Origin of the sequence: Duganella rivi (assembly GCF_009857435.1) — a bacterium.
GTDB lineage: Bacteria > Pseudomonadota > Gammaproteobacteria > Burkholderiales > Burkholderiaceae_D > Rugamonas > Rugamonas rivi.
In genome coordinates, this window is sequence record NZ_WWCK01000003.1 from 566,334 (window position 1) to 580,296 (window position 13,963).

Annotated in this window: 9 protein-coding genes and 3 tRNA genes; 3 read left to right on the top strand and 9 right to left on the bottom strand. The window is 60.8% G+C overall.

What is annotated here, in order from left to right; all coding sequences use genetic code 11:
• Nucleotides 1-24 precede the first annotated feature (24 nt).
• Nucleotides 25-3,621, bottom strand: a complete 3,597-nt coding sequence (locus GTP45_RS11250) for a hydantoinase B/oxoprolinase family protein (RefSeq protein WP_161013949.1) — start codon at nucleotides 3,619-3,621, stop codon at nucleotides 25-27.
• Nucleotides 3,622-3,716: 95 nt separating this feature from the next.
• Here GTP45_RS11250 and GTP45_RS11255 point away from each other — a divergent pair, with 95 nt between their 5' ends.
• Nucleotides 3,717-5,222 carry an NAD(P)H-hydrate dehydratase gene (locus tag GTP45_RS11255; protein ID WP_161013950.1) on the top strand — a complete coding sequence of 502 codons (1,506 nt, stop codon included), beginning with the start codon at nucleotides 3,717-3,719 and terminating at the stop codon, nucleotides 5,220-5,222.
• A gap of 81 nt (nucleotides 5,223-5,303) precedes the next feature.
• Here GTP45_RS11255 and GTP45_RS11260 read toward each other — a convergent pair whose 3' ends face one another.
• The gene (locus GTP45_RS11260) at nucleotides 5,304-6,020 is read right to left on the bottom strand and encodes an ABC transporter ATP-binding protein (RefSeq protein ID WP_161014202.1); all 717 of its coding nucleotides are present in this window, start codon (nucleotides 6,018-6,020) and stop codon (nucleotides 5,304-5,306) included.
• Nucleotides 6,021-6,051: 31 nt separating this feature from the next.
• Between GTP45_RS11260 and GTP45_RS11265 the strand changes: the two genes are divergently transcribed.
• Both GTP45_RS11265 and mnmH read left to right on the top strand, forming a co-directional pair.
• Nucleotides 6,052-6,690, top strand: a complete 639-nt coding sequence (locus GTP45_RS11265; protein WP_161013951.1) for an arylesterase — start codon at nucleotides 6,052-6,054, stop codon at nucleotides 6,688-6,690.
• Complete coding sequence (mnmH, locus tag GTP45_RS11270) at nucleotides 6,687-7,757, top strand: tRNA 2-selenouridine(34) synthase MnmH (protein ID WP_161013952.1); 1,071 nt, start codon at nucleotides 6,687-6,689, stop codon at nucleotides 7,755-7,757. The genes GTP45_RS11265 and mnmH overlap by 4 nt, the downstream gene beginning before the upstream one ends.
• An 89-nt stretch (nucleotides 7,758-7,846) precedes the next feature.
• Here the strand turns inward: mnmH and GTP45_RS11275 are convergent, their stop codons facing one another.
• From GTP45_RS11275 to lon, 7 genes are all read right to left on the bottom strand, one after another.
• Nucleotides 7,847-9,760, bottom strand: coding sequence for a SurA N-terminal domain-containing protein (locus GTP45_RS11275; RefSeq protein WP_161013953.1), 1,914 nt, complete (start codon nucleotides 9,758-9,760; stop codon nucleotides 7,847-7,849).
• A 137-nt stretch (nucleotides 9,761-9,897) separates the two neighbouring features.
• Nucleotides 9,898-10,485, bottom strand: coding sequence for a DUF642 domain-containing protein (locus GTP45_RS11280; protein ID WP_161013954.1), 588 nt, complete (start codon nucleotides 10,483-10,485; stop codon nucleotides 9,898-9,900).
• Nucleotides 10,486-10,678: 193 nt separating this feature from the next.
• Nucleotides 10,679-10,755, bottom strand: a tRNA-Asp gene (locus GTP45_RS11285).
• Between the two features lie 32 nt (nucleotides 10,756-10,787).
• A tRNA-Asp gene (locus GTP45_RS11290) sits at nucleotides 10,788-10,864 on the bottom strand.
• A gap of 71 nt (nucleotides 10,865-10,935) precedes the next feature.
• Nucleotides 10,936-11,011 (bottom strand) — tRNA-Val (locus GTP45_RS11295).
• Between the two features lie 51 nt (nucleotides 11,012-11,062).
• A complete protein-coding gene (hbs, locus tag GTP45_RS11300; RefSeq protein WP_161013955.1) occupies nucleotides 11,063-11,335 on the bottom strand; it encodes a non-specific DNA-binding protein Hbs in 273 nt (90 codons plus the stop codon).
• A 184-nt stretch (nucleotides 11,336-11,519) separates the two neighbouring features.
• Nucleotides 11,520-13,931: an endopeptidase La gene (gene lon / locus GTP45_RS11305; RefSeq protein ID WP_161013956.1), complete on the bottom strand. Its 2,412-nt coding sequence runs from the start codon at nucleotides 13,929-13,931 to the stop codon at nucleotides 11,520-11,522.
• Nucleotides 13,932-13,963: the final 32 nt, after the last annotated feature.

The window sequence follows — 13,963 nt, forward strand, 5'->3', positions numbered from 1 at the left end:
ATTGACGCACCAAAGACTGTCAACTTAAATTGACGAACCAAATCCGCCACCACCCGGCGTCTCGATGATGAACACATCGCCCGGCTGCATATCGGTCTTGCCGATGTGGCCCAGCACCTCCACGCTGCCATCGGCGCGCTGCACACTATTGCGGCCCAGCGCACCGGGCTCGCCGCCGGCCATGCCGAACGGTGCGTAGATGCGGTTGTTGGACAGGATCGCCGCCGTCATCGGTTCAAGGAAGCGCACTTTGCGCACGCCGCCATTACCGCCGTGCCACTGCCCCGCCCCGCCACTGCCGGCCCGGATCTCGTAGCTGTCCAGGCGCACGGGGAAGCGGAACTCCAGGATTTCAGGATCGGTCAGGCGCGAGTTCGTCATATTGGTCTGCACCACCGACGTGCCGTCAAAGCCCTCGCCCGCACCGGAGCCACCGCTAATGGTCTCGTAGTACTGGTACTTCGCGTTCCCGAAGGTGAAGTTGTTCATGGTGCCCTGCGCCGCTGCCATCACACCGAGCGCGCCATACAGCGCATTGGTAATGCAGGTCGAAGTCTCCACGTTGCCCGAGACGACCGACGCCGGGTAGCGCGGATTCAGCATCGAGCCTTGCGGGATCAGCACCTTCAGCGGCTTGAGGCAGCCGGCATTAAGCGGGATTTCGTCATCCACCAGCGTGCGGAACACGTACAGCACTGCCGCCATGCACACCGCGGACGGCGCGTTGAAGTTATTCTCCAACTGCGCGGAGGTGCCGGTGAAATCAATCTCCGCGCTGCGCGAGGCTTGATTCACGCGCACAGCAACCTTAATCTGCGCGCCGTTATCGAGCGGCAGCGTGAACGCGCCATCCTTCAACGCGCTAATCACACGGCGCACCGCTTCTTCAGCGTTATCCTGCACGTGGCCCATGTAAGCCTGCACTACATCGAGGCCGAAGTGCGCCACCATCTTATGCAGCTCTTCCACGCCTTTTTGATTGGCGGCGATTTGTGCGCGCAGGTCGGCCAAGTTCTGATCAGGATTCCGCGCCGGGTACTGCGCACTGGCCAGCAATGTGCGCGTTTCCTCCTCCAGCATGCGTCCACCATCAACCAGCTTGAAGTTATTGATTAACACGCCCTCTTCTTCGATCACGCGCGAATCCGGCGGCATCGATCCCGGCGTGGTGCCGCCGATATCCGCGTGGTGGCCGCGCGAGCCGACGTAGAACAGGATATCCGCGCCCGCTTCATCAAACACCGGCGTAATCACCGTCACATCAGGCAAGTGCGTGCCGCCGTTGTATGGATCGTTGAGCATGAACACGTCACCGGCGCGCATGCGGCCCGCGTTCTCGCGCATCACCGTCTTGATACTCTCGCCCATGGAGCCAAGGTGCACCGGCATGTGTGGCGCGTTGGCGATCAGATTGCCATCCGCGTCAAAGATGGCGCAGCTGAAGTCCAGACGCTCCTTGATGTTGACCGAGTGCGCCGTGTTCTGAAGCCGCAGCCCCATTTGCTCGGCAATCGACATAAACAGATTATTGAAAATCTCCAGCATCACCGGATCTGCCGTGGTGCCGATGGCGCGCCGCTCCGGCAGCGCTGTCACGCGGCGCAGCACCAAGTGGTCATGCGGCGTGACCTCCGCCTGCCAGCCGGATTCCACGATGGTGGTGGCATTGGCCTCCGCGATAATCGCCGGGCCTTTCACGATGTCGCCGATGCGCGTGTTGGTGCGCTGGTACAAGCTGGTTTGCCGCCATTTGCCGCCGGTGTACATCGGCACTACCGCGTGCGGCATCAGGCCGGACACGCGGCGCGGCGCCGGCTCCACCGACTCCGATGGCGCGTCGGACTTGCCGACCGCCTCCACCGACACCGCCTCCACGATCAGCGCGCGCGATTGCATCAGGAAGGAATAGCGCTTGCGATATGCGGCCTCGAATTGCTGCTGCATGCTTTCCACCGTATCGAACAACACGATCAGCGCAGTATCCGTACCCTCGTAACGCAGATGCACACGTTGAATCAGCGAGATACGCGCATCATCCACCTGCTGATGATGCAGATCGGCGCGTGCCTGCCGGCCAAGCGCATGCAGGCGCGCTTCGAGGTCGGCGTGTGCGCCGGCACTGAGACGCAGCTCCACCGCCGCCTCGCGCATCGCGGTTTGATCGGCCAAGCCCATGCCGTAAGCCGACATCACGCCCGCCAGCGAATGCACGAACACGGTCTTCATGCCCAGCGCATCAGCCACCAGACAAGCGTGCTGCCCGCCCGCGCCGCCAAAACTGGTCAGCGCATATTCCGTCACATCGTGCCCGCGCTGCACCGAGATTTGCTTGATGGCGTTGGCCATATTGCCGACCGCGATATCGAGGAAGCCCTCGGCCACTTGCTCCGGCGTGGTCTCCTTGCCGGTAGCGGCGGCGATGTCTTCGGCCATCTCGGTAAAGCGCTGACGCACCGTGGCCGCATCCAGGGCTTGCTTGCCGTCCGTGCCAAACAACTGCGGGAAATGCGCGGGCTGAATTTTGCCCAGCATGACGTTACAGTCTGTGACCGCCAGCGGCCCGCCACGGCGATAACTGGCCGGCCCGGGATTCGCGCCGGCGCTATCCGGCCCCACGCGATACCGGCTGCCGTCGAAATGCAGGATCGAGCCCCCGCCCGCTGCCACCGTGTGTATGCTCATCATCGGCGCGCGCATGCGCACACCGGCGACCTGCGTTTCAAACACGCGTTCAAACTCGCCCGAGAAGTGCGACACGTCGGTCGAGGTGCCGCCCATATCGAAGCCGATCACCTTATCAAAGCCCGCCAGTTTGGAAGCGCGCACCATGCCGACGATGCCGCCGGCCGGGCCGCTCAAGATCGAGTCCTTGCCCTGGAACGCGCGCGCATCGGTCAAGCCGCCGTTGGACTGCATGAATTGCAGGTTAACGCCCGGCAGTTCTTGCGCCACTTGATCGACATAGCGGCGCAGAATCGGCGACAGATAGGCATCGACCACAGTGGTATCGCCGCGCGCCACCAGTTTCATCATCGGGCTGATTTCGTGCGACACCGAGACCTGCGTAAAGCCCATCTCGCGCGCCAGATCGGCCACCTTGGTCTCATGCGCGTGATAGCGATAGCCATGCATGAACACCACCGCCAGCGAACGCAGGCCCATATCGTAAGCTTGCGCCAAACCAGCGCGGGCTGCGGTGAGATCAAGCGCAGTCACCGTGTCGCCATGCGCGCCAACGCGTTCATCGATTTCGATCACATGGCTGTACAGTAGCTCCGGCAGCAGAATGCGGCGGTCAAACAAGCGTGGACGATTCTGGTAAGCGATGCGCAGCGCATCGCGGAAACCGCGCGTGATGGCCAGTGCAGTCGGCTCGCCCTTGCGCTCCAACAGCGCGTTGGTGGCGACCGTGGTGCCCATCTTCACCGCGCCGATTTGCGCGACGGGAATCGGCTTGCCCTTGGCCACGCCCATCAACTGGCGGATGCCGGCGATAGCGGCGTCGGCATAGTGCTCGGGATTCTCGGACAGCAGTTTGAGCGTGCGTAGCCGGCCGTCGGGCGCGCGCGCCACAATGTCGGTAAACGTGCCGCCGCGATCAATCCAGAATTGCCAATCCATGCCTGCCTCGCCAAATTGTGAAGCGTCTATTGTAGTGCGCCGCGCGCGTCGTACACTAGACGCCTTTACCAAAATTTAGATGCTAAAATGGCACCATGAATCCCCTCTACTCCGTTGCCGAGATCCGCGCCATTGAGCGCGCCGCAGCCGCCGCCCTGCCGCCGGGCGCATTGATGCAGCGCGCCGGCCAGGCCAGCGCCAATGCCGCACTCGACCTGCTACCCTTCTCGACCACGCAGGCGCGGGTGCTGGTGCTGGCCGGCCCCGGCGACAACGGCGGCGACGCGCTGGAAGCGGCGGCGCATTTATCGTACACCGGCGCACAAGTCACGCTGATCCATTTTGCGCCAACTGGTACGCCGTCGCCGGAACGCGAGGCGGCGCTGGAGCGCGCCAAGGTCAGCGACGCGCGCTTCCGCGAGTGGGGTGATGCCGATCTGGCCGGCACCGACTGGAGCCTGGTGCTGGACGGCTTGTTCGGCATCGGCCTGAAACGTCCGCTGGACGGGGAGTTCCGCGCGCTGGCGACGGCCATCAATCAACTGCGCTGCACGGTGCTGGCGCTGGACGTCCCGAGCGGTCTGGATGCCGACACCGGCGCGGTGGTTGGGCCGGACGGCATCGCCATACACGCGAGCCACACGATCACCTTCATCGGCAACAAGCCCGGCCTGCACACTTGCGACGGCCGCGATTACGCCGGGCTGGTGGACGTGGCGCGCCTGGAAATCGATCCGGCACACTATGTCCCGGCAACGCTGCATCTGAATGACGTTAAATTCTTCTCGCGCCACCTGCGGGCGCGGCGGCATAACTCGCACAAGGGAAGTTATGGCAATGTGGCCGTGATCGGCGGTGCGCGCGGCATGAGCGGCGCACCTATCCTCGCGGCGCGGGCTGCGTTGAACAGCGGCGCGGGCCGCGTCTACGCCTTGTTTGCGGAGGATGCGCTCAGTAGCGATCCCGGTCAGCCGGAATTGATGTGCCGCCTTGCAGCCGACTTTGACTTCAGCCTCGCTACGCTGGTGATTGGCCCCGGCTTGGGCAACTCGCGCGCAGCGCAGGATTTGCTGGCGCGCGCCATCGGCTGCGGCAGTGCGTTGCTGGCCGACGCCGACGCGCTCAATTTGCTGGCCGCCGATCCGGCGCTGCAAACCGCGCTCGCGCATCGTCCAGCTGCGGTGGTGCTGACGCCACATCCACTAGAGGCGGCTCGTTTGCTGGGCACGAACATCGCGGCGGTGCAGGCCGACCGGTTGGGCGCAGCGCGCACGCTGGCGGCACGCCTGCACGCAGTGGTGGTGTTGAAAGGATCAGGCACCGTAATTGCCGCGCCAACTGGCGATGCTGTCATCAACACGACGGGCAATCCGGCGCTGGCCACGGCCGGCACTGGCGACGTGCTGGCGGGCCTGTGCGGCGCGCTGCTGGCGCAAGGCTGGCCGCAGTGGGAAGCAGCGCTAGCCGCAGTCTGGCTGCACGGCATGGCAGCCGACGTGCTGGTGACTGAAGGCGCAGGCCCGATCGGCCTCACAGCGGGAGAACTAATCCCCGCCATTCGCGTGGCGCTGAACCGCATGGTCCAACACCACGGCCGCTGAAACCGGGGTCACTAAAACCGGGGTCAGTTCTGCCATTGGTACATGAGCCCGTGTGCGATTGGCAGAACTGACCCCGAATTTCTAAACGAGGCGGCCGGCGGCGATGGTGATGGTGCGGGCGCAGCGCGCGGCCATCGCTTGGTCGTGGGTGACCAGTACCAAGGTTGAGCCGTGCTGGCGGTTCAATTCAAACATCAGCTGGATCACGGCTTCGCCGGTGGCGGCATCGAGGCTGCCGGTTGGCTCGTCGGCAAACAGCAAAGGTGGCTCGGTCACGAAAGCGCGCGCCAAGGCCACGCGTTGCTGCTCGCCGCCCGACAGATATTTTGGATAATGCTTCAAGCGACTGCCCAAGCCCACGCGCGACAGCATTTCCTCGGCACGCTCGCGCGCACGCGATGCGCCAGCCAGCTCCATCGGCAGCATGACGTTTTCCAGCGCCGTCAAATGCGCCAGCAGCTGGAACGACTGGAACACAAATCCCAGCTTCTCCTTGCGCAGCGCGGCGCGGCCGTCTTCATCCAATGCGTAAATGTCTACACCGTCCAGCACCACCTTGCCGGCGCTTGGCGTATCCAAACCGGCCAGCAGGCCAAGCAAAGTGGACTTGCCGGAACCCGAAGCGCCAACGATTGCCAGCGTCTCGGCCTTTTGCACGGTAAAATCCACCTCGTGCAAAATGGTCAGTTCGCCGCTGGCGTCGGCCACGCGCTTGGCCAAGCCGCTTACCGCGATGGCCGGTTGCACAGAAACCGCCGCCGTCACTGGCGACGCCGCCAAGGCCGGGCCATCCGGCATGAATTGTGTAGACGCTTGAGGAAAGTCGGGCATGCTGAATATGTTTAATCGTTTATCTAAAAAATGTCTGGCCGCCCTGCTCTTGTTATCGGCAGCGGCGAGCGCCTATTCTGCACCAAAAACCGTGCTTGTGCTCGGAGATAGTTTGTCAGCCGAGTACGGACTCGCGCGCGGCACCGGCTGGGTGGCGCTGGCGGAGCAGAAACTCAAGCAGAATAACATCGATGCGGTGGTCGTCAACGCCAGCGTCAGCGGCGAGACCACCAGCGGCGGCCGTTCGCGCCTGCCGGCCCTGCTGGCGAAGTACAAGCCTGACCTGGTGGTGATTGAACTCGGCGCCAACGACGGCCTGCGCGGCCTGCCGGTGGCCGCCGCACAAACCAATCTGCGCGCCATGAGCGATGCTGCCGCCAAGGCCGACGCCAAGGTGATGCTGATCGGCATGCGCATGCCGCCTAACTATGGCCGCGACTATGCCGATAAATTCTTCGCCATGTACGGCACGCTGAGCAAGGAGATCAAGGCGCCACTGGTACCGTTCATGCTCGATGGCGTGGCTGAGAAGCCGCAGCTATTCCAGCCGGATCGTTTGCATCCGCTGGCGGAAGCGCATCCGATCATCCTCGCCAATATCTGGCCCACATTACAAAAAACCATCAAGGCAAAATGAAGTATCCAGAAGTACTGAGCATCGAGCAGGTGCTGTCCCAACTCGACAGCTTTGACGCCATCATCGACGCCCGCAGCCCCTGCGAGTTTGCGCTCGACCACCTGCCCGGCGCCATCAATGCACCGGTGCTGGATGACGAGCAGCGCATCCGCGTCGGCACCATGTACAAGCAAGTTGGCTCGTTTGAAGCCAAGAAGCTGGGCGCGGCGCTGGTCGCCAGGAATATCGCCAAGCATATTGAGGAACTGTGGATCGATCAGCCGCGCGAATGGCGGCCGCTGATTTACTGCTGGCGCGGCGGCAACCGCAGCGGCTCGATGGCGCACATTCTCGCCAAGATCGGCTGGCCGGTGGTGCAGCTGGACGGCGGCTACAAGGCGTTTCGGCAGGAAGTGAACGCGGCGCTGGAACACGCGCCTGAGTTGAATTTCAAGGTGGTGTGCGGCACCACCGGCAGCGGCAAGAGCCGCTTGCTGGAAGTGCTGGCCGCGCAAGGCGCGCAAGTGCTGGATCTGGAACAGCTGGCCGCGCATCGCGGCTCAGTGCTTGGTCATTTGCCGAGCCAGCAGCAGCCTAGCCAGAAGGCGTTTGAAACGCGTATTTGGGACGTGCTGCGTCGCTACGATCCGGCGCGCCCGGTGTTTGTGGAGGCCGAGAGCAAAAAGGTCGGCAACCTGCGGGTGCCGGCCGCGTTGATGGAGACTATGCGCGCCTCAGACTGCATCGCGCTGACGCTGTCGCGCGAGGATCGCGTGCGCTTGCTGATGGAAGATTACCAACACTTCCTCGATAGCCCGCAAACGCTGAACGCGCAGCTGGAGCATCTAACGCAATTGCACGGCAAGGAAATGATCGCGCATTGGCAAGCGATGTCGCAAGCGGGTGAAATGCCGGCGCTGGTGGATGAATTGCTGGCCCAGCACTACGACCCCGCCTATCTGCGCTCCATTGACCGCAACTTCATTAAGTACGCCCAAGCACGGCCGCTGGAACTTCGGGGTATAGACGACGAAGCCTTTGCCGCCGCCGCGCAATGCTTGCTTTCACCCCAAAACGAAAGGGTCTGACCCCGTACGGGGTCAGACCCTGGCCGCAGCGGTGTGCGGGTTGGGTTGGTGCCGCACGCTACTAGAGCACGTGCAGCGTCAACCCCGCTTTATTTCACTTCGGTGACAGTCGTTGCGGAGGCAATTGGCTTCAGGATTTTCACCTTGGCTTTTTGCTTCAGCAGTTCAACGTACTGAGCCATCTCTTGCTGGGCAATGATGTTGCCGATTTGCTCGGCTTCCGATTTGCGCTGCTCTTCGTTCAGCTGCGCAGGTTGTTGCACTTTGCCGATGCGGTACACGCCATAGCCCATGCCCGGCACGTCCACGCCCACGTAAGCTGGCAGCTTGCTGGTGTCGGCCTTCATGATCGATTGCATGGCCAGGCCGTTGATGCCTTCAGCCTTGGCGCGCGATACCACTTTGGCAGCGCCAAAGCCGGTCGCTTCGCCCGATTTCTTGAACGCAGCCAGTTTCTCTTCGCCCGATTTGGCCGCCAGTTTGGCCGCTTCTTCCATGGTCACGCGTTGACGGATCGCGGCGTCGACTTCGGCCAGCGGACGCTTGCTCGCAGGCTTGAATTCAACGATGCGGCCAGCCACCAGCGTGCTTGGCGCGGTTTCAACAGCTTCGGTGTTGCGCTTGCTGCTGATCGAATCGTTCGAGAACAGCGCAGCCAGGAACTTGGCGTTGTTGTACGGCGCAGGGCCGGCCATCGGCGACAGCGTGCGCGAGACATTGGCAGCGCTTTCGATCTTCAGACCCAACTTGTCAGCCACTGGCTTCAGGCTGTCCGATTGCTCGTAGACGGTGTTGGTGAAGGCTTCAGCCATTTCCGAGTATTTCTTGGCGGCTTTCTGCTTTTTCAGCAGATCGGCGACATCGGTCTTGACTGCGTCCAGCGGCTTGACCACGGCAGCTTTCAGCTCGGTCACGGTCAGCACGTGGAAGCCGAATTCCGACTGCACCACGTCGCTGATCTCACCTTGCTTCAGCTTGTTGATCGCGTTCTCTACCGGGGCCACCAACAGGCCTTTTTCGATCACGCCCAGGTCGCCGCCCTGCTCGGCCGAGCCCGGATCTTCCGACTTGGCTTTAGCAATCTTGGCGAAATCGGCTGGCGTCTTGCGCAGTTCGGCCAGGATGGCGTCGGCTTTAGCCTTGGCAGCTGCGGTATCAGCAGCGCTGGCGCCTTTTTTCACGGCGATCAGGATGTGGCTGGCGCGGCGGGTTTCCGGCGTGGTGAACTGGGCCGAGTTCTTGGTGTAGTAGTCCGACACTTCGGTATCGGTCACGCTAACTTGGCTCTGAGCCGCGTCAGCATTGAACACCACGTATTCGATCTTAGCCTGCTCAGGCACTTCGAACTGCTTGGCGTTCTTCTCGTAGAAAGCCTTGACCATCTCGTCGGTCACTTTCACCTGCGGCACGAAATCGGCCACTGGCAGCAGCAGCTCCTGCACTTCGCGTTCTTGCGCGGCGATGTCGGACAGCGACTTGGCCACGGTGCGCGGCGCGAAGCCGGTGCCTTCGACGGCGCTGGCCAGCTGTTGCAGCTGCATATCACGGCGCAAGCGGGCGTCGTAGTCGGTCGGCTTCATGCCTTGCGCGGCCAACATCTGGATGTAAGTTTCCTTGTTGAAGTTGGCGGCGCCACCGAACTGCTCGATGATGGTTTTTTGCAGCTGGGCGTCTGGCACGCTCAGGTTGCTATGGATGACTTCGGCAGCAACGGCGCGTTGCGCAATCAGTTCATCCAGCACGGTCTGTTTGAACTCTGGGGTATCAAACATCTTCTGGTCAAACTGTGCGCCCAGGCGCTGGCGATAGGTGTCCAGCTTGTTGCGCACGGCGTTGTCGAACTCTTGCTGAGTCAGCGGTTTGCCATCGATCTTAGCGATGGTGCCGGCGTCATCGCCAAAGCTCTTGTAGCTGCCGATACCGACAAATGCAAACGATGGCACGATGACAATCGCCAGCAGGATTTGCATCAAGCGTTGATGGGTACGAATAAATTCAAACATGGTCTGCCAATTCGGATTGATGGGGCTTGCACATACAAAAAAGGCGAACTCGCGTTCGCCAATTCCGGTTGCCGGATTTTACAGTGCACACCCCTTCATAGCAAGGGCAATCCTTGGCAAAACAGCCATGTTGCGGATCAGCCTTGACGACGGCGGCGCGCAGCCACGCCCAGCAGGCCCAGACCGCCCAGCAGCATGGCGTAAGTGCCCGGTTCCGGCACCGCGGTGACGGTCACGTTGTCAAGCAAGGCACCGATGTTGTTATTGCCGTCGTTTTTGAAGCTCAGGCTGTAAGGGCCGCTGCTGCCGGCCGTGAAAGTCAGGCTGTAGGGCGTGAAGGCGTCGCCGCCAGCCATGACGTAGCTGCCGTTGGCGCTGCCGAAGTTGACCGTTACCGTGTCGTTCTCGCTGGTGCGGTGATTGCCGGCCAACTCGAAGGTCGCGGTGTACGTCATGCCGGCGGTTAGGCTCAGTGTTTTGCTGAACAGGCCCGGAGCGTTGGTCGAGCCGTCGAGGTCGATGTAGTGGCCGTTGCCGGGAAATACGTCGTAATTGCCGGGGCCGATGGTGTCGACCGTGCCGCCGGACACAGTCCAGCCGCCGAGAAACACCGTGGTATTCAGATCCAGCGTGTCGGTGTCGAAGTTATCCGAGAAGATGGCGACCGCTTGTGCCTGCGATGCGCACAGCAAGGCTGCCGCGATGGCGATTTTTTTTGCAAACATGATTTCCCCTTTTGTTTTTATTTCTACGACGACAACTGAATTGACATCTTAGCAGCAATCATTATCCGTGGTGATTGATTTTTCCTTGGGGAGTACTGAAGTCAATAAATGTTGCCGGAGACGATATTCTTTTAAATATCGAGCGGAAAAGAAAAAACCCGCAGCTTTATTCAAGCTGCGGGTTTTTATATTCTGGCGGAGCGGACGGGGCTCGAACCCGCGACCCCCGGCGTGACAGGCCGGTATTCTAACCAACTGAACTACCGCTCCTTGTTGGGGTACTACTAAACTCAATATCTCGTTGGCGGAGCGGACGGGGCTCGAACCCGCGACCCCCGGCGTGACAGGCCGGTATTCTAACCAACTGAACTACCGCTCCAGCTGGATACTGAGGTGCAACATTTTACTACATGATTTACTGCTTTGCAAACGTGATTGATAAACAATCTTTGGTGGGCGGTGAGAGGCTCGAACTCCCGACCTAAGCCTTGTAAGGGCTCCGCTCTACCAACTGAGCTAACCGCCCGTTTGCTGGCCAGTGAACAGCGTTATTACCTGTGCTGCTCACCGAAGTCCGTTAGTTTACAGCATCTTTCAAAGCTTTACCAGCTTTAAATTTAGGAACTTTCGCTGCGTCGATAACGATCTCTTCTTTGGTGCGCGGATTGCGGCCGGTGCGGGCAGCGCGTTCGCTCACCGAGAAGGTACCAAAGCCAACCAGGGTCACGCTGTCGTTTTTCTGCAGGGTGGTGGTTACGCCGTCGATCACAGCGTCCAGTGCGCGAGCAGCAGCCGCTTTAGAAATATCAGCGGTGGTGGCGATATGGTCGATCAATTCAGTCTTATTCAAAGCAATTCCCCGTCACAAAGGTTATATCGTTGTTTCCGCTTAAAACACGGAAACAGAAAAATTTCAGGCCGTATTAAACAAGCCAGCCTGCCTTGGTGTCAAGGCTGCACAATAGAAAAATAAGTAAAAATAACAAAACAGGCGCTATATAAGCGCCTGTTTTATTCAAACCACCGATAAATACTTAGTGTTTTACTACGTCGCCTTGTCCGTCGGCCTTGGTGGCGGCTGCCGCCACGGCTTCCACCGGAGCGGTTTCCGTCAGCGGTTCAGGCTGGCGTTCGAGGGCGATTTCCAGCACTTTGTCGATCCAACGCACTGGCACGATCTCCAGTTTGTTTTTGACATTGTCGGGAATGTCGGCCAGATCCTTGACGTTCTGCTCAGGGATCAGCACGGTCTTGATGCCACCGCGCTGGGCCGCCAGCAGTTTTTCCTTCAAGCCGCCGATCGGCAGCACTTCGCCGCGCAGCGTGATCTCGCCGGTCATCGCCACATCGGCGCGCACCGGGATGCCGGTGAACACCGACACCATCGCCACGGTCATTGCAGCGCCGGCGGACGGGCCGTCTTTCGGCGTCGCGCCTTCCGGCACGTGGATGTGGATGTCGCTCTTTTCAAACACTTCGTTCTTGATGCCGAGACGATTGGCGCGGCTGCGCACCACCGTGCGGGCTGCTTCGATCGACTCTTTCATCACATCGCCCAGAGTACCGGTGCGGATCACGCCGCCCTTGCCCGGCATCGACACGGCCTCGATGGTCAGCAGGTCGCCGCCCACCTCGGTCCACGCCAGGCCGACCACCTGGCCGATCTGGTTTTCTTTCTCGGCCACACCGAAGTCGTAGCGGCGCACGCCCAGGAACTTGTCCAGGTTTTTCGGCGTGACAGTCACTTTCTTGTCCGACTTCTTCAGCAGCAGCATCTTCACGACCTTGCGGCAGATCTTCGACACTTCGCGTTCCAGCGAACGAACGCCGGCTTCACGGGTGTAATAGCGCACGATGTCGCGCACGGTCGCTTCGCTGACCGAGATCTCGTCTTCCTTCAGGCCGTTGTTCTTGATCTGCTTAGGCAGCAAGTAACGCTGGGCGATGCTGGTTTTCTCGTCCTCGGTGTAACCCGACAGGCGGATCACTTCCATACGATCCAGCAGCGCCGGCGGAATGTTGTACGAGTTCGAGGTCGCCACGAACATCACATCCGACAAGTCGAAATCGACTTCGATGTAGTGATCCGAGAAGGTGTGGTTCTGTTCAGGATCCAGCACCTCCAGCAGCGCCGACGACGGATCGCCGCGGAAGTCCGCACCCATCTTGTCGATCTCGTCCAGCAGGAACAGCGGGTTGCGCACGCCAACTTTCGCCAGCGATTGCAGCACCTTGCCCGGCATCGAGCCAATGTAGGTACGGCGGTGGCCGCGAATCTCGGCCTCGTCGCGCACGCCGCCCAGCGCCATGCGCACGAACTTGCGGTTGGTGGCCCGGGCGATCGACTGGCCCAGCGAGGTTTTACCGACGCCTGGAGGGCCAACGAAGCACAGGATCGGTGCTTTCAGCTTGTCGACGCGCTGTTGTACCGCGAGGTATTCCAGGATGCGTTCTTTAACCTTCTCCAGGCCGTAGTGATCGCCTTCCAGCACTTTTTCAGCGTTGGACAGGTCGTTGTTGACCTTGGATTTTTTCTTCCATGGCAGGCTGACCAGCGTGTCGATGTAGTTGCGCACCACGGTGGCCTCGGCCGACATCGGCGACATCAGCTTGAGTTTTTTCAGCTCGGCGGTAGCCTTGTCCAGTGCCTCTTTCGGCATCTTGGCCATGGCGACCTTTTTCTCCAGCTCGTCCAGATCGGCGCCGTCTTCGCCCTCGCCCAGCTCTTTCTGGATGGCTTTGACTTGCTCGTTCAGGTAGTACTCGCGCTGCGACTTCTCCATCTGGCGCTTGACGCGGCCACGGATGCGCTTCTCGACCTGCAGGATGTCCAGCTCGCCTTCGAGCTGACCCAGCAGGTGTTCCAGGCGCTTGGCGACGCTGAAGATCTCCAGGATGACCTGCTTCTGCTCGAGCTTGAGCGGCAGGTGCGCGGCCACGGTGTCAGCCAGGCGGCCGGCATCGTCGATGCCCGACAGCGACGCCAGGATCTCAGGAGGAATTTTCTTGTTCAGCTTAACGTACTGGTCAAACTGCTGAACGATGGCGCGGCGCATGGCTTCGATTTCCGAATCGTCGCCCAGCTCGGAATCGAGCGGCGTCAGATCGGCGACGAAGTGCGTCGGCGTATCGGTAATTTTGTTGATGCGTGCACGCTGGGCGCCTTCAACCAGCACCTTCACGGTGCCGTCCGGCAGCTTCAGCATTTGCAGAATATTGGCCACGCAGCCGATTTCGTAGATATCGGAAGCAGAAGGTTCGTCCTTGGCAGCGGCTTTTTGCGCGGCAAGCATGATGCTCTTGCCCTGCTCCATAGCGGCTTCCAGCGCCTTGATCGATTTTGGGCGCCCTACGAACAGCGGTATCACCATATGCGGAAATACGACGACGTCCCGCAGCGGCAATAACGGCAGTTGAGTTTGCTCAGTTAATTTGGAAGTTGTCATGGCGTACCTTATGTGAAAGCGTGATTATGATG

Bases quoted from the DNA above. Each gene is read 5' to 3' on its own strand.
- GTP45_RS11250 (WP_161013949.1), bottom strand. From the start codon at position 3,621: ATGGATTGGCAATTCTGGATTGATCGCGGCGGCACGTTTACCGACATT.
- GTP45_RS11255 (WP_161013950.1), top strand. From the start codon at position 3,717: ATGAATCCCCTCTACTCCGTTGCCGAGATCCGCGCCATTGAGCGCGCC.
- GTP45_RS11260 (WP_161014202.1), bottom strand. From the start codon at position 6,020: ATGCCGGATGGCCCGGCCTTGGCGGCGTCGCCAGTGACGGCGGCGGTT.
- GTP45_RS11265 (WP_161013951.1), top strand. From the start codon at position 6,052: ATGCTGAATATGTTTAATCGTTTATCTAAAAAATGTCTGGCCGCCCTG.
- mnmH (WP_161013952.1), top strand. From the start codon at position 6,687: ATGAAGTATCCAGAAGTACTGAGCATCGAGCAGGTGCTGTCCCAACTC.
- GTP45_RS11275 (WP_161013953.1), bottom strand. From the start codon at position 9,760: ATGTTTGAATTTATTCGTACCCATCAACGCTTGATGCAAATCCTGCTG.
- GTP45_RS11280 (WP_161013954.1), bottom strand. From the start codon at position 10,485: ATGTTTGCAAAAAAAATCGCCATCGCGGCAGCCTTGCTGTGCGCATCG.
- lon (WP_161013956.1), bottom strand. From the start codon at position 13,931: ATGACAACTTCCAAATTAACTGAGCAAACTCAACTGCCGTTATTGCCG.